We start from the raw sequence: 19,811 nt of genomic DNA on the forward strand, positions 1-19,811 counted from the left end.
ATTAAAAACAACTCAATTATTAGCATTTTTTTTATTAAACATTCTTTTTTATAAGTTATGCACAAAGCCTGATTTTGGATTTTGCTATTTCAGACGTAGCGTTTTGATAATTATTAAAGGTGTCGTCATGTCTCGTTTATTAGCAAAAAATATTCACGTGATTGAAAACAATCAAGATGCTGTTAATGCAGCATACCAAATAGCAGATTTAGCTTTGGTTGGACGTAATCAGCGTGATCAGAATAGAGAGCTACCTTTTGATGTGATCAAACTGTTCAGTCAAAAAGGCTTAGGTGGTATACGTATTCCAAAGGAATACGGGGGTGCATTTGTCAGTAATAAAACTGTTGCTCAGGTTTTCCGTATTTTATCCAAAGCTGATGCAAGTGTTGGACAGATCCCTCAAAATCAGTTTGGTTTGCTCAATGCAATTCACTATATTGCTTCAGATGAACAAAAAAAATTTATTTTTCAAGAAATTTTAAATGGTAAACGCATTGCAAATGGTGGCCCTGAACGTAATAGCAAAACGTCTAGAACTATTACTACCCCTCTGAGCATCATTGATGGGAAATACTATCTTGATGGTCAGAAATTTTACTCTACAGGCACTATTTTTGCGGACTGGCTTGCCATTCGGGCGATTCACCCTGAGGGTCATACCGTCTTGAGTATTGTTCCACGAAATGCAAAAGGGCTAGAAATTGTTGATGACTGGGATGGTTTTGGTCAAAGAACCACTGCAAGTGGCACAGTTAAATTAAATCATGTTGAAGTTGATCCATTTTTGATTATGGATGAAAGAAATTTAGCCAACCAGCCCAATTATCGTGGAGCATTTTCTCAATTGATTCAGGTTGCCATCGATGTCGGGATTGCTGAAGCAGCCTATGCTGATACGTTGTCCGCTGTTAATAAAGCACGCCCTATCGTCGATGCAAATGTTGAAAAAGCCAGTTTTGAGCAGTACACCATACAAGAGGTTGGCAAGTTGAGAATTCTGCTAGATGCAGCCATTTTATTACTGGATGAAGCAGCTGAAGCCATAGATGAACTTGATCAATTAGACCAGCTAGATGATGACGTAACTGCGACTGCTTCTGTACGAGTCGCTGAAGCCAAAGTCTATGCCAACGATGCAGCTCTACAAATTTCTGAAAAATTATTAGAACTTGGTGGTAGTAGATCCAGTTTGAGTGAAGCCAATCTTGATCAACATTGGCGCAATGCACGCGTACATACATTACATGATCCAGTTCGCTGGAAACTACATGCGATTGGTAATTATTACCTAAACCAGAAGATTCCTACACGCCATGCGTGGATTTAAGGAGTGAACCATGTCCTCTTATCACAATATTCAATCTTTAAACTCACAGCATTTCAAACCCGCGCACATTATTCAATCTGATGAAGAAGCTTTACAGATTGCTCAGCTTTTATCTGAAAAGTTTAAAGAAAATGCCGTACAACGCGATGTACAAAGAATCTTGCCTTTTGATGAAATTCAAGAATTTAGCCAATCTGGTTTATGGGCAATTACTGTACCTAAACAATATGGCGGTGCTGATGTCAGCAGCCTGACAGTTGCAAAAGTCATTGCTTTATTCAGTGGTGCAGATGGCTCGATTGGGCAAATTCCGCAAAATCATTTTTATGCTTTAGAAATTCTGAGAAATAATGGTTCTGAGCAGCAAAAGAAAAAACTCTATACTGAAGTTCTCACTGGAGCACGTTTTGGAAATGCCTTGGCTGAATTCAAGACAAAAACTGCAGCTCATAAACAAACAGCACTAAGCAAAACAGAACGGGGCTATTTCATTAATGGTGAAAAGTTTTATTGCACAGGTAGTCTGTTTGCTCATCGTATTCCAACACTTGTTCGTGATGAACAAAACCGTGAGTTTTTAGCCTTTGTACCTCGTGAAAGTCAAGGGCTTGATATTATCGATACATGGTCTGGTTTTGGTCAGAAGGTTACTGGAAGTGGCACAGTAAAATTTAACAATGTATTTGTACTGGAAGATGACATTGTTCCATTTGATATTTCTTTTAGTCAACCAACACTGGTTGGTCCCTTTGCTCAGATTATGCACGCTGCCATTGAAACAGGTATTGCTCGTGCCGCACTTGAAGAAACACTGATCCGTGTCCGTCAGGCACGTCCATGGATTGATTCAGGTGTGGAGGACGCAGCCGATGATCCACTCACTATTTATGAAATAGGTCATATCGCTACAGATGTTCGTGCAACAGAGGTTTTACTCAAACAGGCAGCTCAGTCTATTGATGCTGCCAAACCCCAACCTACAGATGAAAATATTGCCAAAGCCTCTTTAGATGTTGCCAAAGTTCGTGCTCATAGCACTGAAACAGCATTAAAGGCATCATCCAAACTCATTGAGCTTGCTGGTAGCAGAGGTAGTCAACGCCATGACGGTTTAGACCGGTTCTGGCGTAATGCACGTGTTCACACACTACATGATGCTGCTCGCTGGAAATACTATTTTATCGGTCATTTTGAGTTAAATGGTGTTAGACCACCACGCAGGGGGACATTGTAATGACAAATACCTCTAAAAAAATTCTATTAAATGCCTTTGATATGTACTGTGTTGGTCATATTAATCATGGATTGTGGACTCATCCTCGTGATGAATCACATCGTTTTAATGAATTAAGCTACTGGACTGATCTTGCAAAAACACTGGAAAATGGATTGTTTGATGGACTTTTTATTGCTGATATCACTGGTGTCTATGATGTCTATCAAAATGGTATCGGATTGACCTTGAAAGAGTCTATCCAGCTCCCAAGTCACGACCCGAGCACCCTTGTTTCAGCAATGGCAGCAGTTACAGAGAATCTGGGTTTTGGTATTACTGTAAATTTAAGCTATGAACACCCTTATCAGTTTGCACGTCGCTTTGCCAGTCTAGACCATCTAAGCAATGGGCGAATTGGCTGGAACATTGTGACAGGATACCTGGACAGTGCTGAACGGCTCATTGGTCAAACAGGCTTAAAAGATCATGATCTTCGTTACGATCAGGCAGAAGAATTTCTGGAACTAAGCTATAAGTTCTGGGAAGGCTCCTGGGAAAATGATGCTGTCATCAAGGACAAAGTTAATCGAATATTTACCAATCCGGCAAAAGTACACGCCATCCAGCATCATGGCCGTTTCTATCAGAGCCAAGGTGTTTTTCAGGTTTCGCCATCAAGGCAACGTACACCCGTTCTATTTCAGGCAGGATCATCACCACGTGGATTAGGCTTTGCAACCAAACATGCTGAAGCTGTATTTATTGGTGGCGATAATCCTGAAAAGATTAAAAAACAGGTCGAACAAATCCGTGAACTTACAGCTCAGCAAGGGCGTAAAGCCGAAGATATCAAAATCTTTTTAGGGATTACTGTTGTTACTGCTGAAACACATAAACTGGCACTGGAAAAATTAGATGAATATCAATCTTATGCAAACCCAGAAGCTGGACTCGCTCATTTCTCCAGTTCAATTGGACAAGACTTATCTATTTATCAAAATGATGAGGCTATTCCCTATCAAAAAACCAATAGCATTGTTTCAGTCAATAATCGTTTTAAAGAACAGAAAATCACGATTCAGGATTTAAAAAATCAACACAAACTGGGTGGACGCTATCCACTATTTATCGGTTCTGGTTCAGAGGTTGCTGAGCAACTTATTCAACTGGTTGATACAACAGGAATTGATGGATTTAACCTCACCCGGACTGTTGCACCTGAATCACATCAGGACTTTATCCGGTTGGTGATTCCAGAACTACAGTCACGTGGTCGTTTTAAAACTGAATATGAAAAAGGAAGTTTGAGAAACAAGATTTTTGGAAAAGGAGATCATTTGTCTACACAACATCCAGCACATGAATTCCGATGTTATACGCAGTCAAAATCACAGCCAGCTGAACAGAATCTTGAGAAACAAACTGCATAAAACTTAATGGAAATATCTGAGGAATATCATGTCACAAAAACCTAAAACAAAACTTATTGGAATTGGTGTTATTGTTCTGGCAATTATCGTGGGGCTTATTTTTTGGCAACAGTACAAAAAATCGGGGAATGATGAAATTGTTATAGGCATTAGCCCTCCTTTTGCCAAGCCACTTCAAGTCGCAATTGATGAGGCAAAGAAACAAGGGATAAATGTCAAGGCTGTAGAATTTTCTGACTGGAATACACCTAACATTACCTTAAGTCATGGTGATATTGATGCAAATTACTTTCAGCACCAGCCTTTTTTGAATAATGCACTGAAAGAAACTGGCTTCAAACTTAAACCAGTTGATATTGGAGTCGCTACTCATGTTGGTTTGTATTCCAAAAAATATGCATCACTTGATGCTGTCCCAGACAAAGCACGTGTTGTCATTCCAAATGATCCTGTGAATCAAGGACGTGCATTATTGCTATTACAGCAAGCAAACCTGATTGAGTTAAAAGATCCAAATAATCACTTGTCTAATCTGCAAGACATCAAAAGTAATCCTAAAAACTTCAATTTTGTCGAAGTCGAAGGTCCTCAAACTGCACGTGCTGTGGATGATGCCGATCTGGTCTTTAGCTACCCGCTTTACTTACGTTTGGCAAAAACAATGGATCCGAATAAAGCACTATTACTGGATGATAATACCAATACACTTTATGCAATTCTTTTCGTGACACGTGATGATTATCAAGAAAAACATCCTGAAAAGTATGAAAATTTGAAGAAGTTTATCAAAATCTATCAGTCATCACCTGCCGTAAAACAGGCATTGAATGATGACATTGGTGCAAACCTTTGGTTCCCTGGCTGGAAATAAGGAAGATCAATGTCAAATTCAAAATTATCCAAAAACTGGTTAATCCCGCTTATTGTTTTAGTCCTTATTGTGGGGCTTGCTGGCTATCGCTATGTGAAAAATCAGCAACAGGACAATACATTAACTATCGGCATTAGCCCACCATATGCGAAACTTTTACAAACTGTTGCAGATGAAGTCAAAAAACAAGGGGTACATGTAAAACTGGTTGAATTTTCCGATTGGCAAGCACCAAACGTTGCCGTACAAAATCATGATATTGATGCTAATTTCTTCCAGCAAAGCGTATTTTTAAGAAATGCCATAAAGCAGACTGGTTATAACCTGCATGCTTTTGCAATCGGCAGCGGTAGTCATGTTGGTCTCTATTCCAAAAAATATAAATCACTTGAAGCATTACCCGAAAATGCCAGAGTTGTAATTCCAAGTGATCCTGTTAATTCTGCCCGCGCCCTGATTTTATTAGATCGTGCCGGCTTAATTAAAATAAAAGATCTTTCAAATGAACTATCAACCAGACAGGACATCATTAGCAATCCTAAAAACTTACAGTTTTTAGAGGTCGAAGGTCCACAGACTGCCTTAGCCTATAACGATGCCGATCTGATTTTTGGCTTTCCGCATTATCTAAATATGGCAAAGGTTGCAGATCCCAAAACTGCATTGTTTTTAGATCCAGTTGATAAAAAATACGCAATTTTATTTGTAACACGTCAAGACCATGAAGACAAAAACGATAAGCTAAAAACCTTTGTCCATGCTTTCCAAAACTCTCCTGAGGTGCATCGCATTCTAGATCAGGATTTTGGTCAAGGTATGTGGTTTGAAGGCTGGAAATAGGAGAAAGAAAATGGTGAGTTTTGGTTCAAATATTGATTTTTCAGTCCCTCATATCACGATTCGAAACCTGAACAAATTTTATGAAGGACAGGATCATAAAGTCCATGCACTTAAAAATATACATCTGGATATTCCTCAAGGAAAAATTTTTGGAATAATCGGAAAAAGTGGTGCAGGAAAATCATCCCTTTTACGGACATTAAATGGTTTAGAACAGGCATCTGAAGGTTCAATTCAAATTCATAATGAAAATTTGGCTGAACTTTCACATGCACAATTAATTAAAATCCGTCAAAAAATAGGCATGATTTTCCAGCATTTCAATTTAATGTCAGCCAAAACAGTATGGGAAAACGTTGCACTCCCCTTAAAAATAGCAGGCTTTGATAAATCTGAAATTTCACCCCGTGTAAATGAAGTCTTGGAACTGGTTGGTTTGAGTGATAAAGCCCAAAGCTATCCAAGTCAGCTATCTGGCGGACAAAAACAACGTGTAGGTATTGCACGTGCCCTAGTACACCATCCTGAAATTTTACTCTGTGATGAAGCAACTTCTGCACTTGATCCAGAAAGCACTTCAGTTGTTTTATCTTTATTAAAAAAAATCAACAGAGAACTCGGTATAACCATTGTCCTGATCACACATGAGATGCAAGTCATTCGTGAAATTTGCGATCAGGTTGTAGTTATTGATAGAGGTGAAATTGTTGAATCTGGTCAGGTTTGGTCAGTATTTTCAAATCCTCAGCAGGCAATCACCCAGGAGTTATTAAATCTGGAACAGCTGGATTTACCTTTTGAGGTTATCAATCAGGCTGATGCTCATTCAACACACAGTATTTTAAAATTACGTTATGAAACTGAACCCAAAAACTCACCAGATTTAATACAAATTTTCAATCAATTTGATCACCCTACCCATCTTTATCAAAGTCATATTGATACGATCCAGAATCATTTGATTGGTACATTGATTATAGGGATAGAAACCACACAAATTGACCTGGAAAAACTGCAACAACAACTGAAACAATATATCGCAAATATCGAGGTAATTGGCTATGCAAGACCAACTCATTGATCTACTGATTACTGGCACCATAGATACTTTACTCATGGTGGGCGTATCTGCATTTATTGCATTTCTAATCGGTTTACCTTTGGCTGTAATTTTAGTCAACACATCAGAACAAGGTATTTATCCAAATAAAAAGATCAACCATACCTTAGGTTCTGTGATTAATATTACCCGTTCTATTCCATTTCTGATTTTGATGGTTGCACTTATCCCAATCACTCGCTGGATCGTTGGAACCAGTTATGGTGTATGGGCAGCTGTTGTGCCTTTAACATTGGCAGCAACACCGTTCTTTGCCCGTATCGCTGAAGTAAGTTTGCGCGAAGTTGATCACGGTTTGATTGAAGCTGCTCAGGCAATGGGCTGTAACCGCAAACAAATCATCTGGCATGTTTTATTACCAGAAGCCTTGCCAGGTATTGTGGCAGGGTTTACGGTAACCATTGTAACCATGATTAACTCATCAGCCATCGCTGGTGCAATTGGTGCAGGTGGTCTGGGTGATATCGCCTATCGCTATGGATACCAGCGTTTTGACATGCAAATTATGCTAGCTGTCATCGTTGTGCTAGTTGCACTGGTTATGCTTGTGCAGGCTTTTGGCGATAATTTGGCAAGTCAACTGGATAAACGAAAACTATAATTTTTTCAGGGCTATATCATTTCAAACAAATATAGCCCTGACACTTACGATCACTTTTGATCATAGAAAATAAAATCAAAAATTCTTTCCTGCGAATAAATTGCTTAAAACAATTATGCAGACCTGACTTTATCAACGCTTTCATGTAAAATCGTCCGCAATTTTTATATAATACTTTGCGAGTCATTTCATGGGTTTTAATTGTGGTATTGTAGGCCTGCCGAATGTTGGTAAATCTACCCTTTTTAATGCTTTGACTAAAGCTGCCATTGCTGCTGAAAACTTTCCTTTTTGTACAATTGAACCAAACACTGGCATCGTTCCTGTACCGGATGCCCGCATGGACAAGCTTGCAGAGTTGGTTAAACCACAACGCACAATTCCAACAACTATGGAGTTCGTGGATATTGCAGGACTTGTTGCAGGTGCTTCCAAGGGTGAAGGCTTAGGAAACCAGTTCCTTGCAAATATTCGTGAAACTGATGCCATAGCTCATGTTGTTCGTTGCTTTGAAGATGAAAACGTTATCCATGTAAATGGCAAAATTGACCCATTAGATGACATCGCAACCATCAATACTGAACTTGCACTTTCTGACCTTGAAACAGTAAACAAATCTTTAGTGCGTTTAACTAAAGTTGCTAAAGGTGGTGATAAAGAAGCTATCGCGACCAAAGCAGTTCTAGAAAGAATTCTACCGTTACTTGATGAAGGTAAGCCTGCACGTGCGGCAGAACTTTCTGATGATGATCGTAAACTCTTACGTGGTTATGGTTTACTTACTTTGAAACCAACCATGTATATCGCGAACGTTGCTGAAGATGGCTTTGAGAATAACCCACATTTAGAAGCTGTTAGAAAGTTAGCTGCCGAAGAAAATGCAGTTGTTGTTCCTCTTTGTAACCAGATTGAAGCTGAAATTTCATTATTGGAAGATGATGAGCGTGCTGAGTTCCTTGAAGCAATGGGTATGCAAGAGCCAGGCTTAAATGTAGTTATTCGTGCTGGTTACAAACTCTTAGGTCTACAAACCTATTTCACGGCTGGTGTTCAGGAAGTTCGTGCATGGACTGTAAAAATCGGAGCTACTGCCCCTCAAGCTGCTGGTGTAATTCACACTGATTTTGAAAAAGGTTTTATTCGTGCAGAAGTTGTTGCTTATGATGATTTCGTTCAATACAACGGTGAAGCTGGTGCCAAAGAAGCGGGTAAATGGCGTCTAGAAGGTAAAACTTATATTGTTCAAGATGGCGATGTCATGCATTTCCGTTTTAATGTCTAATCATTTAAAAAAGCCTCGGTAATTCCGAGGCTTTTTATTTTAGATAGAATAAAAGCTATACAATCCTGGATCATGTTTTTTCTATAATAAACCACCTCGGATAATAAACCTTCCGTTCATGTATTCTTCATGTTTCTCTATTTTAGCCAACGTTTATCAAAGTAATTTAAATATAAATCATTTATTTTTATCAATAAAACTTAAACCAATCTTAAAATCTTAATGGATATGCAATAACACTATAAATATTTGCTTTTATTAACCATTATCTGCTTTCAAAACACATTTCTGCATATTAAATTTCAGGCAGGTACTAATGCCTCAGAAAAAGATGACCAGTATGAAAAAAATCACAACTGCAATTGCCGCCAGTATTTTTGCTTTAATGAGTGCCTCAACTTTTGCATGTCCAAAAGGCACAACGTTACAGGGCGGTACAGGTCCACATCATAAAGGTGGAACTTGTGTTGCGAGTACAGGCGCCGTAAAAGCTGCAAAAAAAGATGCTGTAAAAGCAAAAAATAATGCAATCAAAAATACCAAAGAAACAGCCAAATCAGATATTAACCTGGCAAAAGATAAAGCTGCAGCTGCTAAAGTATCTGCTATAAAAGCTAAAAAAGATGCAAGTATAGCAAGTAAAGAAGCAGGTCAATCAGCTGCAAATACAGCTAAAATAAAGGCAAAAGAAGCTAAATCAGCTGCTGCCAAAGCTAAAGCTGATGTGAAAACTGTAACAACTGCACCAGTAAAATCTTAAGCCGATATTGAAATAAAAAGCGAGAGATATTCTCGCTTTTTATGATTTTATACTCATACACTTAAAAAAGATTATTATTGGCTTTGGTATTTCCTAAACTTGGATTATCAATTGCATCTTTGCACTGGGCTTTATCTCGCTCATAATCTTTTTGTTTTTCTTGTAAATTACGATCTTTTTGCAATGTTGCACGAGCCCAAATATCTAAACTTGTGAGAGCTTTTCTACACAAAGCATATTTCCCTTCTGTCACTGAATCAGTCATTTTTACATTGATTCTCCAGTCTGTACTCAATTTGCGTATAGGAATACGGACTTTATCTTCAATAAGATTCAGCTGTTTACGATAGACAAATGGTTCTGCTTGATTAATCAGATCCCAAGCTGCATGAGCATAAGCGGTTGCATCATTGGTTAATTTAGGTGCAGGTTTAATTTCAACTTTTTTGTCATCTGACGAATTGCCACACGCCTGTAACCCCAACGCACTTGCAAGTATGGTAACAATCACAACCGATCGGGAGGGGAAAGCAAACATATTCAATTACCAAAAAACTAATTCATCTTTATGCTAGTAAATTCGAGTACAATACTCAATCTTGTTTTTCCGATTTTTTCTTTCTCAAGGTGTTTCGTGTCTGAGGCTAAAATTCAACGGGCTCACCCAGCAGGTTTTTGGCAAGGGGCTCAAGATAGTCAGGCAATTATCTTTACCTATTTACCTGTTTCTTTTGCCTTTGGTGTTTCAGCAACTCAATTTGGTTTTAGTGCTTGGGAAGCATTATTTCTATCATGCACCATGTATGCAGGTGCTAGTCAGTTTCTGGTTGTGGCACTATTAGGAAGTGGGACTTCTATCTGGATGACAGCACTAACTGTTATTGCTTTGGATATTCGCCACGTACTCTACGGACCTGCACTCCAGAATTTGATTCAGGATAAACTGAATTTGAAAAAAACCGCCATCTGGGCATGGGGATTGACTGATGAAGTATTTGCAAGTGGAATGATTAAACTGGCACAAAGACGTCAGGAATGGTCTGAGTCATGGATGCTTGGCTTGAGTCTTTGTAGCTGGATGTCCTGGGCTTTGGGCTCATTTCTGGGTGGAGTATTTTCAAACCAGGTCAGTCATCTACCCCAATTTTTGCAAGCCGCCCTGGATTTTTTACTGCCCGCACTTTTTTTAAGTTTTTTGCTCGCTGCATTTGAAAAGAAACATACTCTAGTCGTCGTGGTATCACTTATTGTTTCAGCTTTAGCCTGCTATTTCATCAGTATGTCCGCTGCTATTTTTATTGGTATTTTTTCTGGAATATTAGCTGGATTATTTAAATATTACGTTCTAAAACAGGATGATGAAAATCCATCCAATGTTGCAGGAGCTTGACATGAATCTTGAAATTATCCTTGTTGGAATCGTTGTTGGTATTGCAAATTTCACCTCGCGGTTTGGACCATTATGGGTGATTCAAAAAAAGCATCAGAACAAACAAAAACGAGGTTCAAATTGGCTAAGAGTCGCTCTAGGCAGTATTGGGATTGCTGCAATCAGCTCAATGCTTGTTGTTGCAACACTCCCTCCTCTCATGGAAACACCAAACAAAAGCTTTGCCATGCTGGTTGGGTTTATTGTACTTGCAGGCTTATATTTTAAGTTTAAAAAAATCGTGCCAGCGACATTAACAGCGGCTTTAGTATATGGCTTGGNGTACACCTATTTTTCCATCTAATTTTCAATTTTATCTTTTAAAAATCATTAGGCTCCGTTGATTATATTTTTTATGGGATAAAAAATATAATTTTATGTGAATCAAGACTTAACACCTGAGCCAGTTCTGCTATGCTTGGATATAACTACTTTTTGCATGGATGAATCACATGAGCGTGACCATTGGTACTCCACTTCAATCTTCTGCGTTTAAAGTCCTACTCCTCGGGTCTGGAGAGCTTGGCAAGGAAGTGGTCATTTCACTACAACGTTTAGGTGTCGAGGTTCACGCAGCTGATCGTTATGCCAATGCTCCTGCGATGCAAGTTGCTCATTTCTCTTATGCACTCAATATGGCTGATCCCGATGAGTTAAAAGCACTAATTGAAAAAGTACAACCGCATTTAATTGTTCCAGAAATAGAAGCTATTGCAACTCAGGTTTTAGTTGAAATAGAACAACAAAATATTGCCACTGTTATTCCATCTGCAAAAGCGGTCAATCTCACCATGAACCGTGAAGGAATCAGAAAACTCGCTGCTGAAGAATTAGGTTTACCAACGTCCGCTTACCGTTTTGCAGATTCTTTAGACAGCTTCCGTGCTGCGTGTGATGATATTGGTTATCCAAACTTTGTGAAACCTGTCATGTCATCTTCGGGGAAAGGTCAGTCACGTGTTAAAAGTTTTGATGAAGTCGATGCTGCTTGGGAATATGCTCAAACAGGTGGTCGTGTAAATCAGGGAAAAGTAATCGTTGAATCACAAATTGATTTTGACTTTGAAATTACACTGCTAACAGTTCGGGCAAAAAATCCAGAAACAGGTAATATTGAAACGCATTTCTGTGATCCAATCGGACATCGTCAGGATTCCGGTGATTATGTAGAAAGCTGGCAACCGCAACCAATGACAGCAATAGCACTCGAAGAGGCAAAACGCATAGCAAACAAGGTTACAGTAGCGTTGGGTGGATGTGGAATCTTTGGTGTAGAACTATTCGTTAAAGGTGATAAAGTATGGTTTAGCGAAGTTTCTCCACGCCCACACGATACGGGACTGGTAACTCTTGCATCACAATATCAAAGTGAATTTGAATTGCATGCCCGCGCGATTTTAGGTTTACCAGTAAATACCGAACGACATAGTATAGCTGCAAGTGCCGTGATTTATGCAGGCGTAGATGCATCAAATCTTTCCTATTCTGGCTTAAATCTTGCTTTAGCAAATCCGGATACCGATTTGCGTCTGTTTGGGAAACCTGAAGGTTTTAAACGCCGCAGAATGGGAGTAGCTACTGCCCGTGCCGAAACAACTGATCAGGCACGTGAAGTTGCCACAGACACCGCTTCTAAAGTGCTCATTAATTTAAATAAATAATTTATTCTGGACAAGAGTTTTATGATCAACACCTCACCTCTGTTGAATTACGTTAGTAGTGATCACGACATCAAAGCAATTAATCAATGGCGTACCGATGTCGAACAACAGTTGCAAGAGGCGTTTGAGCGCGGGCATCCAATACGGGAAATTGTCCGTGCAAGATCTAACTTTATTGATGAAGCACTTATTTTTTTATGGAAGCATACAGGTCTGGATAAAACTAATCTAGGTCTGTTCGCTGTCGGAGGATATGGGCGTCAGGAAATGTTGCCCTACTCTGACGTTGATATCATGATTCTCTCGGAAGAAGAACTCAGTCAAGATCAGGAAAAAATCGTCACTGATTTCATTTCTTCACTTTGGGACGTTGGAAACTTCAAACCAGGAATCAGTGTTCGTACTATCCGTAGCTGTTTCGAGGAAGCAACCAATGACTTGACTGTTGCCACTGCACTTATTGAGGCACGGCTTATCACTGGTTATCAGCATCTGGCGAAATGGCCGCGTCGTGTTGTTTCACAAACCTGGACAGACAAGACTTTCTTTGATGCAAAAATGCAAGAGCAAGCAAAACGCTATGCTCAACATAATAATACTGAAAGTAATTTAGAACCAGATATAAAAAATGCCCCTGGTGGTATTCGGGATATCAATCAAATCGGATGGATTGCCAAAAGACACTTTCGTGTTAATCGTATTTATGATTTAGTTCATCTAGGCTTTATTTCAGAGTTTGAGTTAAGTGTACTTGAAGAAGCTGAAAATTTTCTCTGGGAAATCCGTCACCATTTACACCGTTTGACCAAACGTGATGAAAACCGGTTATTATTTGATTATCAACGTGATATTGCTGCAAAATTTGGTTATGTGAAAGAAGAAGGTAAGCATATCAACTACCCAATTGAACAGTTCATGAAACGCTATTATCGAACTGCTCAACAGGTTTCAACACTCAATGAAATGTTATTGGCCTATTTCGATGAGTCTGTCATCACCCCACGTTTGCCAAATTATGAACGTAAAATTGAAAATATTAATGACCACTTCAAGTTAGTCGATGGCAAACTCGCAGTACAACACCATAAAATTTTCTCGGAAAATCCAAGTGCAATTTTTGAGATATTTTATCTATTGGCAAATCGACCTGAAATTGAAGGGATTCGTGCCAGAACGCTTCGCCTATTGATACTGGCTGCTAAACGTATTGATCAAGACTTTAGAAACAATCCTGAGCATCAAGCCCTCTTTATGGCGATCATACGCTCACCTTATCGTTTATATGAAACATTACTTTCAATGAAACGTTATGGTGTATTAGGTGCTTATATTCCAGCCTTTGGGCAAATCATGGGACTCATGCAATATGACCTGTTCCATATCTATACAGTCGATGCACACACCCTACTCCTTATTCGTAATTTAAACCGCTTTAAAGAACCGGAATTTGCCAAAGACTATCCGGTAGTTAGTTCCGTTTTCCAGAGATTGGTACGTCGTGACATTGTATATTTAGCTGCACTTTTCCATGATATCGCCAAAGGTCGTGGTGGTGATCATAGTGAACTTGGTGCAATTGATGCGGTTGAGTTCTGTCAGGCACATGGTTTTACTGAACGTGAATGTAATCTGGTTGCATGGCTTATCCAGAATCATTTGCTGATGTCTATGACAGCCCAGAAAAAAGACATTTCAGATCCTGATGTGATTCAGGATTTTGCTGAAAAACTAGGCGACATGGAGCATCTGGATTATTTGTATACGCTTACTGTAGCTGATATCAATGCTACAAATCCCAAACTCTGGAACACATGGCGCGCTTCGCTGATGCGCCAGTTATATACTCACGCACGTGATGTCATCCGCTCAGGACTCGATAGACCTGTCGATTATCAGATGCTGATTGAAGATACAAAATTTGCTGCCAGTGAGCTTTTGGTAAATGATTTTGCGCTTGAAGCAGTTGAAAAAGTCTGGCAAGAGCTTGGGGACGAATATTTCCTGAAAGAATCTGCTGATGAAATTGCATGGCATACCCGCGCCATTTTAAGGCATGCAGACAACCCTGCACCATTAGTACTCATGCGGGCGCACCGTAAAGCTGCACAGGATGCAGTTCAGATCTTTATTTATACACAGGACAAACCAAACCTTTTCGCCACTACTGTTGCTGTACTTGACCGTATGAATCTGGATGTTCAGGATGCCCGGATCATTACTGCAACTAAAGCGTTTAGTCTGGACACATATGTCGTTCTGGACAGATTCGGCACATTACTGACAGATCCGGAACGTGAAGAAACAGTAAAAGAGGCTCTCGTCAATGCCCTGAGCCACTCTGATAAATATCCTGGTTTGATGCAACGCCGTATCCCTCGTCAATTACGTCACTTTGATATTGAAAATACCGTAGATATCACGTTAAATGACGCACTACTACAAAATATGGTAGAAATCTCGACGCTTGACCAGCCTGGTTTACTCGCCAAAGTAGGCGGTCTTTTTATGATGCAAGGTCTGGATATCCATTCTGCTAGAATTGCAACATTAGGCGAACGTGCTGAAGATATTTTCTTTGTCACAAAAAAAGATGGCATGCCTATGACCGATGAAGAAGCTGAAACACTAGCACAGCAACTTAAAGCTGCTCTTGATGAAGCATCCAATCAGGTCTCTAGCCAACATTAATTTTAATCGGTAATTGTTTTATGAACTCAAGTTTGTCGTTATTACATCCGTATCCATTTGAAAAGTTAAATAAACTTTTTCAGGATGTGCAACCCGCAGATTTACCTTTGATTCCACTTTCAATTGGAGAGCCGAAGCATCCTGCACCTGAGTTTGTAAAACAGGCGATCATTGACAACCTCAACCATCTTTCTACTTATCCAAACAGTAAAGGTCTGCCAGAACTTCGAAGCAGCATCGCCAACTGGTTAACCCGTCGCTTTAAACTCAACTTAATCAGCAGTGAGGATCATGTGCTTCCTGTATCAGGGACACGTGAAGCAATTTTTTCATTTGTACAGGCCTTGATCAATCGTGAAGATGCACCTTATGTCGTCATGCCCAACCCGTTTTATCAAATTTACGAAGGGGCGACACTTTTGGCAGGTGCTACTCCTTATTTCATCAATTGCACAGAAGAAAATGATTATCTCGGTGATTTTGATGCCGTTCCTGCTGAAGTATGGGAAAAAACTGCACTACTCTTTGTTTGCAGCCCTGGGAATCCAACTGGCGCAGTACTATCAAAAGAGCAATATAAAAAACTGATTAAGCTATCTGATCAATATGACTTTGTCATTGCATCTGATGAATGTTATTCAGAAATCTGGTTTGAGCAAGAGCCAACAGGTTTACTTGAAGTCTGTGCCGAAATTGGACGTGATGACTATAAAAATTGTGTGGTGTTTCACTCTCTGTCAAAGCGCTCAAATTTGCCAGGTATGCGCTCTGGCTTTGTAGCAGGCGATGCAGATTTGCTTAAACCTTATTTGAAATATCGTACCTACCATGGGGCTGCAATGCCTGTTCAACATCAACTGGCTTCAATCAGAGCTTGGGATGATGAAGCGCATGTTGAAGAAAACCGTAGACTCTATCGTGCCAAATTTGATTTATTTCAGTCTGAACTCGGTGCTTTACTACCATTTAAAAAACCGGATGCAGGTTTTTACTACTGGCTCAAAGTTGATCATGATGAAAACTTTGCTAAGCAATTAGTAGAAAAAGCCAATATTAAAGTATTACCTGGACGCTATTTATCCCGTGATACCAAAAATGGCAATCCTGGTGAAAACCATGTGCGAATGGCACTTGTTGCTGATATCGCTCAATGTGAAGAAGTTATTAAACGTATAAAAACTATTCTATAATTTAAAATAAATTAGCAATATCAATACTTGAGATGTAAATCTTTATTCTTTCAATCTACTCCCATCCTTGTAAAGATGGTAGTAGATAGTATTGAGTACCGACAACCTAAATCACATTAGCCACCAAGTTAAATCAGAGTGGCTTTTTTAATGAAAATTCATGCTCTACTTCATATATCACGGTTTGATCAGCATAAGGAATGGGCTGTAGTTTGGCTGAAGCCAATGCTTGAATAATTTTCGCATCAATGAATTTTACTCCTGAGCCCTGTATCACATCAGATTTAATAATCAAGCCAGATGCAGCCAAAACCGTCATTTTTATTTTGACTGACCGTTTATATTGCCGCAACTCCACATCTGTTAAATCAAAACTTGGTTTTATTGCCCAGTCGACAACATAGTCTTTTTTATAATTTTTAACAGGATCATTTTTACCCGTTGTATTTTCCATTGGAGCTTTAGCTGGCTGTGTCTGTAAGGTTTTCATTAACTCATCCAGATCAGATTCCGCAAAGCATGTCCCCTGTAGCCCCATGATGATTATCAAAATATATTTCTTCAAATATAGTTCCATATTATTTTTCATAAAACTTAACCATAAAAAATAAATACTACGTCGTACATGAAAAATTTACTAGCAGCTTTAATATACTTAGCTGTTTAAACAAACTGATGACACCGTAATACCAGAAAATTAATAACGACTTGATCACAGTGTATTTTTAAGTTGTCTCTGTTCTAACGCTTAAAAGAGTAGTTATGGATACTTAGAAAAACCCTCCTTTGGAATGGAGGGTTAGGAAAAATTGAATATACTGAATGGATTGTTACGCCATTACTGGAGATTTTAAGTACAAATCAAAGATTCATTAGAAATCAAATGCCGCACTGAAAGTAAATGTACGTGGCTGCCCCACAACCAAATAACCATTATTCGTATTTCCAGCACTATTAATGTTGTCATACAACCCTACAGATGACCAATAATCTTTATCAAACACATTATTGATACGGAAATTAAATGTAGTCGGTGTCTGTCCAAATTGAGTCTTATAGCTAGCACCCAAATCTAAAGTTGTCCAATCATTTACTTTTAATCGGTTATCTAAACTTGCATAAGTTGAACCTGTATAAGTCAACTGAGCATTTAATGAAATATCCTGTGAAACAGGCAACTTCCAGTCAGCACCTAAATTGGCTTGAAACTCTGGAACACCCACCTCTTTTTTACCATCATATTTTACTTCACCAGTGTTCTTTTGCTTGGCGTCAATCCATGACATACCACCCAATACCTTCAATGAATCTGAAATCTGACCATACGTATTCAGTTCTATACCACGATGGACATACTTACCTGCATCAACAAACCGATCAGCTTGCTGAATACCACGCTGTTTATCAATATCAAATAAACTGATGCTTGCACCTAAACGTTCATTTTCGTATTTCAAACCGATTTCTTTTTGCTCAGCAACAAACGGTTTAAGTGTTACTGAACCTGTAGCATTTGAAAGCCCTTTTGCCAAAGACTCAATATAATTGGCGTAGACTGAAACTTCAGGAGTAATTTTATAAGTAATGCCTAAGGCTGGAGTAAACTTACTCTCATCATATGTACCCGTTTTTCCTTTATTGTCATAAGCATAATTATCCTGCATTATTGTTTGATAGCGCCCGCCTAACATGACAATTAATTTGTTATCAAATGCAGATAAATTATCCCCAATCGCTAAACTACGAAGTCGTGTACGTGTTGTTAATTTTGGTGCATCGATATCATTACCTTTGAACAACGGATTAATTGTAACAGGCTGATTATATTGAATTGGGTGATAGATATTTGTATTTTTTTGATTCCCCCAATCCATAAAATATGCATTCCGTGTATTTAACTGAAAAGTTGAAGCAGACAATACAAGATTATGCTTGATCAATCCTGTTTCCACCTTCCCTCTAATCCCGATTTCCCCAGTATTAACCATATCTACTCGAGTATTATCAAAGCGATAAAATGTGGCATTTCCATTCACTGCATTATTTACAGTCAATCCAGCCAAGCTGTTTTGCTCTTCACCATGACGAAAACCGTATGCCGCATAAGCAGTTAAAGTATCAGTAAGATCATATTCAGCACGGTAACTTCCAAAAACATCCTCTTCATTCGAATAAGTCCACTTTTGTGCAAAGTTTTTTGAACTCTCAATTGTTGATGGAATAGTCGTAATTCCTGTCCCTAAAGTAATGTTCGGGCGTGTAGCGGTTAAGCGATTATTCACATATCCCATATCGCCTGATAAACGCAAATGATCACCGCGATAATCCAGTCCAATTGATGCCAGACCAAGTGATGCTTCTTCATCATCTACTGCTGTATCTCCACCATGATAAGCTGTGTTTAAACGTACACCAAACTGTTGATCTTCTCCAAAACGGCGTGATACATCACTCGAAATATAGCCACCATTAAAATCAGTTCCTACAGTTACTCGATTAAGAGGCTCATTTCCTGCACGTTTAGGCAGTAAATTAATAGCCCCACCGATCCCGCCACTGCCAGGCATAGCACCATTTAAAAAGGACGAAGCTCCTTTAAGTACCTCTACCCGTTCAAAAAGCTCTGTTGGGATATATTGACGGGGTAAAATCGAATATAAACCATTATAAGCAGTGTCATCTGACCCTAAATTAAACCCTCTTATATAATAATTTTCCTGAAAGTTACCAAAACCTCTTCCAACACGAACACTTGGATCTGCTTTTAAAACATCACCCACACTTTTCGCCTGACGTTCCTGAATATACTGGCTGGTATAACTGGTTAGATTAAATGGTGTATCTATATTCTTTTGATTTCCAAATATACCAACGCGTCCACCTGACGCGACCTGCCCTCCGGCAAAATCTGGCATTAACCCATCCTGAGATGCATCTGCACTCGCTACAACAGTAATGGTTGAAAGCTTTTCTATATGTTGTTGATCAGAAAGAACCTGATCATTATGACTTTCCTGTAATTCTGCATGAGCAATACCAAAAGTTGAGAAACTGCTCATCATCAAAACCAGCGATTTAAGTTTTGCCATCTAAAGGGCTTTGTTGCACAAACCTATCTGTAAAGGCTTTTTCAGCGATATAATTTTCAAATGAAGAAGCCTACACACAAAATCTACCGCACAACCAATTGGCCCGCATATAACCGAGCACTCATGAGTCGCGGAAATATTGCCATTTGGTTTGATCCTGCTACGCAATGGTATGCGCCATCAAAAGGCAAACAAGGGCGAAATCAAACCTACTCCGACGCAGCCATCCAATGCTGCTTAATGATTAAATCCTTATTCCGTCTGTCTTTACGTATGGTCACTGGCTTTGTGCAAAGTCTGATTA

The 19,811-nt window shown here is 39.1% G+C and carries 18 protein-coding genes; 15 read left to right on the forward strand and 3 right to left on the reverse strand.

Annotated elements, in window-relative coordinates:
* Window positions 1-127: 127 nt before the first annotated feature.
* The 9 genes from KPC_RS07755 to KPC_RS07795 all read left to right on the forward strand — a co-directional run bounded on the left by KPC_RS07755 (window position 128) and on the right by KPC_RS07795 (window position 9,450).
* Entirely contained in the window at window positions 128-1,330 is a 1,203-nt protein-coding gene (locus KPC_RS07755; protein ID WP_121973830.1) for an SfnB family sulfur acquisition oxidoreductase, read from the forward strand.
* A gap of 10 nt (window positions 1,331-1,340) precedes the next feature.
* On the forward strand, window positions 1,341-2,564 hold the full coding sequence (locus tag KPC_RS07760) for an SfnB family sulfur acquisition oxidoreductase (protein WP_121973815.1): 1,224 nt from the start codon (window positions 1,341-1,343) through the stop codon (window positions 2,562-2,564).
* Window positions 2,564-3,976 (forward strand): LLM class flavin-dependent oxidoreductase, encoded by a 1,413-nt coding sequence (locus KPC_RS07765; protein WP_121973816.1) that lies wholly within the window; start codon window positions 2,564-2,566, stop codon window positions 3,974-3,976. Before KPC_RS07760 ends, KPC_RS07765 begins: the two co-directional genes overlap by 1 nt.
* 28 nt (window positions 3,977-4,004) lie before the next feature.
* Window positions 4,005-4,847 carry a MetQ/NlpA family ABC transporter substrate-binding protein gene (locus tag KPC_RS07770; RefSeq protein ID WP_121973817.1) on the forward strand — a complete coding sequence of 281 codons (843 nt, stop codon included), beginning with the start codon at window positions 4,005-4,007 and terminating at the stop codon, window positions 4,845-4,847.
* A 9-nt stretch (window positions 4,848-4,856) separates the two neighbouring features.
* On the forward strand, window positions 4,857-5,687 hold the full coding sequence (locus KPC_RS07775) for a MetQ/NlpA family ABC transporter substrate-binding protein (protein ID WP_121973818.1): 831 nt from the start codon (window positions 4,857-4,859) through the stop codon (window positions 5,685-5,687).
* A gap of 10 nt (window positions 5,688-5,697) precedes the next feature.
* The gene (locus KPC_RS07780; RefSeq protein ID WP_121973819.1) at window positions 5,698-6,768 is read left to right on the forward strand and encodes a methionine ABC transporter ATP-binding protein; all 1,071 of its coding nucleotides are present in this window, start codon (window positions 5,698-5,700) and stop codon (window positions 6,766-6,768) included.
* Entirely contained in the window at window positions 6,749-7,408 is a 660-nt protein-coding gene (locus tag KPC_RS07785) for a methionine ABC transporter permease (protein ID WP_121973820.1), read from the forward strand. Before KPC_RS07780 ends, KPC_RS07785 begins: the two co-directional genes overlap by 20 nt.
* Window positions 7,409-7,598: 190 nt before the next feature.
* A complete protein-coding gene (ychF, locus tag KPC_RS07790; protein ID WP_121973821.1) occupies window positions 7,599-8,690 on the forward strand; it encodes a redox-regulated ATPase YchF in 1,092 nt (363 codons plus the stop codon).
* Window positions 8,691-9,006: 316 nt separating this feature from the next.
* Window positions 9,007-9,450: a hypothetical protein gene (locus KPC_RS07795; protein ID WP_228212192.1), complete on the forward strand. Its 444-nt coding sequence runs from the start codon at window positions 9,007-9,009 to the stop codon at window positions 9,448-9,450.
* Window positions 9,451-9,511: 61 nt separating this feature from the next.
* Here KPC_RS07795 and KPC_RS07800 read toward each other — a convergent pair whose 3' ends face one another.
* On the reverse strand, window positions 9,512-9,988 hold the full coding sequence (locus KPC_RS07800) for a hypothetical protein (RefSeq protein ID WP_121973822.1): 477 nt from the start codon (window positions 9,986-9,988) through the stop codon (window positions 9,512-9,514).
* 111 nt (window positions 9,989-10,099) lie between these two features.
* Here KPC_RS07800 and KPC_RS07805 point away from each other — a divergent pair, with 111 nt between their 5' ends.
* The 5 genes from KPC_RS07805 to dapC all read left to right on the forward strand — a co-directional run bounded on the left by KPC_RS07805 (window position 10,100) and on the right by dapC (window position 16,418).
* A complete protein-coding gene (locus KPC_RS07805) occupies window positions 10,100-10,840 on the forward strand; it encodes an AzlC family ABC transporter permease (protein WP_171334440.1) in 741 nt (246 codons plus the stop codon).
* A 1-nt stretch (window position 10,841) separates the two neighbouring features.
* Entirely contained in the window at window positions 10,842-11,183 is a 342-nt protein-coding gene (ygaH, locus tag KPC_RS07810) for an L-valine transporter subunit YgaH (RefSeq protein ID WP_121973824.1), read from the forward strand.
* A gap of 139 nt (window positions 11,184-11,322) precedes the next feature.
* Entirely contained in the window at window positions 11,323-12,540 is a 1,218-nt protein-coding gene (purT, locus tag KPC_RS07815) for a formate-dependent phosphoribosylglycinamide formyltransferase (RefSeq protein WP_171334439.1), read from the forward strand.
* 21 nt (window positions 12,541-12,561) lie between these two features.
* Window positions 12,562-15,228, forward strand: a complete 2,667-nt coding sequence (gene glnD / locus KPC_RS07820) for a [protein-PII] uridylyltransferase (protein ID WP_121973826.1) — start codon at window positions 12,562-12,564, stop codon at window positions 15,226-15,228.
* Window positions 15,229-15,248: 20 nt separating this feature from the next.
* Window positions 15,249-16,418, forward strand: coding sequence for a succinyldiaminopimelate transaminase (gene dapC / locus KPC_RS07825; protein ID WP_121973827.1), 1,170 nt, complete (start codon window positions 15,249-15,251; stop codon window positions 16,416-16,418).
* Between the two features lie 133 nt (window positions 16,419-16,551).
* Here dapC and KPC_RS07830 read toward each other — a convergent pair whose 3' ends face one another.
* Both KPC_RS07830 and KPC_RS07835 read right to left on the reverse strand, forming a co-directional pair.
* Window positions 16,552-17,007 (reverse strand): hypothetical protein, encoded by a 456-nt coding sequence (locus tag KPC_RS07830; protein ID WP_121973828.1) that lies wholly within the window; start codon window positions 17,005-17,007, stop codon window positions 16,552-16,554.
* A 283-nt stretch (window positions 17,008-17,290) separates the two neighbouring features.
* Entirely contained in the window at window positions 17,291-19,507 is a 2,217-nt protein-coding gene (locus KPC_RS07835) for a TonB-dependent receptor (RefSeq protein WP_121973829.1), read from the reverse strand.
* A gap of 60 nt (window positions 19,508-19,567) precedes the next feature.
* Here KPC_RS07835 and KPC_RS07840 point away from each other — a divergent pair.
* A partial coding sequence (locus KPC_RS07840) for a transposase (protein WP_171072066.1) occupies window positions 19,568-19,811 on the forward strand: 244 nt, incomplete at its 3' end.

The organism is Acinetobacter stercoris, from assembly GCF_900323515.1.
GTDB classification, from domain to species: Bacteria; Pseudomonadota; Gammaproteobacteria; order Pseudomonadales; family Moraxellaceae; genus Acinetobacter; species Acinetobacter stercoris.

Bases quoted from the DNA above. Each gene is read 5' to 3' on its own strand.
- KPC_RS07775 (WP_121973818.1), top strand. From the start codon at position 4,857: ATGTCAAATTCAAAATTATCCAAAAACTGGTTAATCCCGCTTATTGTT.
- KPC_RS07830 (WP_121973828.1), bottom strand. From the start codon at position 17,007: ATGAAAAATAATATGGAACTATATTTGAAGAAATATATTTTGATAATC.
- ychF (WP_121973821.1), top strand. From the start codon at position 7,599: ATGGGTTTTAATTGTGGTATTGTAGGCCTGCCGAATGTTGGTAAATCT.
- KPC_RS07770 (WP_121973817.1), top strand. From the start codon at position 4,005: ATGTCACAAAAACCTAAAACAAAACTTATTGGAATTGGTGTTATTGTT.
- KPC_RS07800 (WP_121973822.1), bottom strand. From the start codon at position 9,988: ATGTTTGCTTTCCCCTCCCGATCGGTTGTGATTGTTACCATACTTGCA.
- purT (WP_171334439.1), top strand. From the start codon at position 11,323: ATGAATCACATGAGCGTGACCATTGGTACTCCACTTCAATCTTCTGCG.
- KPC_RS07785 (WP_121973820.1), top strand. From the start codon at position 6,749: ATGCAAGACCAACTCATTGATCTACTGATTACTGGCACCATAGATACT.
- KPC_RS07760 (WP_121973815.1), top strand. From the start codon at position 1,341: ATGTCCTCTTATCACAATATTCAATCTTTAAACTCACAGCATTTCAAA.
- KPC_RS07765 (WP_121973816.1), top strand. From the start codon at position 2,564: ATGACAAATACCTCTAAAAAAATTCTATTAAATGCCTTTGATATGTAC.
- glnD (WP_121973826.1), top strand. From the start codon at position 12,562: ATGATCAACACCTCACCTCTGTTGAATTACGTTAGTAGTGATCACGAC.
- dapC (WP_121973827.1), top strand. From the start codon at position 15,249: ATGAACTCAAGTTTGTCGTTATTACATCCGTATCCATTTGAAAAGTTA.
- KPC_RS07755 (WP_121973830.1), top strand. From the start codon at position 128: ATGTCTCGTTTATTAGCAAAAAATATTCACGTGATTGAAAACAATCAA.
- KPC_RS07780 (WP_121973819.1), top strand. From the start codon at position 5,698: ATGGTGAGTTTTGGTTCAAATATTGATTTTTCAGTCCCTCATATCACG.
- KPC_RS07795 (WP_228212192.1), top strand. From the start codon at position 9,007: ATGCCTCAGAAAAAGATGACCAGTATGAAAAAAATCACAACTGCAATT.
- KPC_RS07835 (WP_121973829.1), bottom strand. From the start codon at position 19,507: ATGGCAAAACTTAAATCGCTGGTTTTGATGATGAGCAGTTTCTCAACT.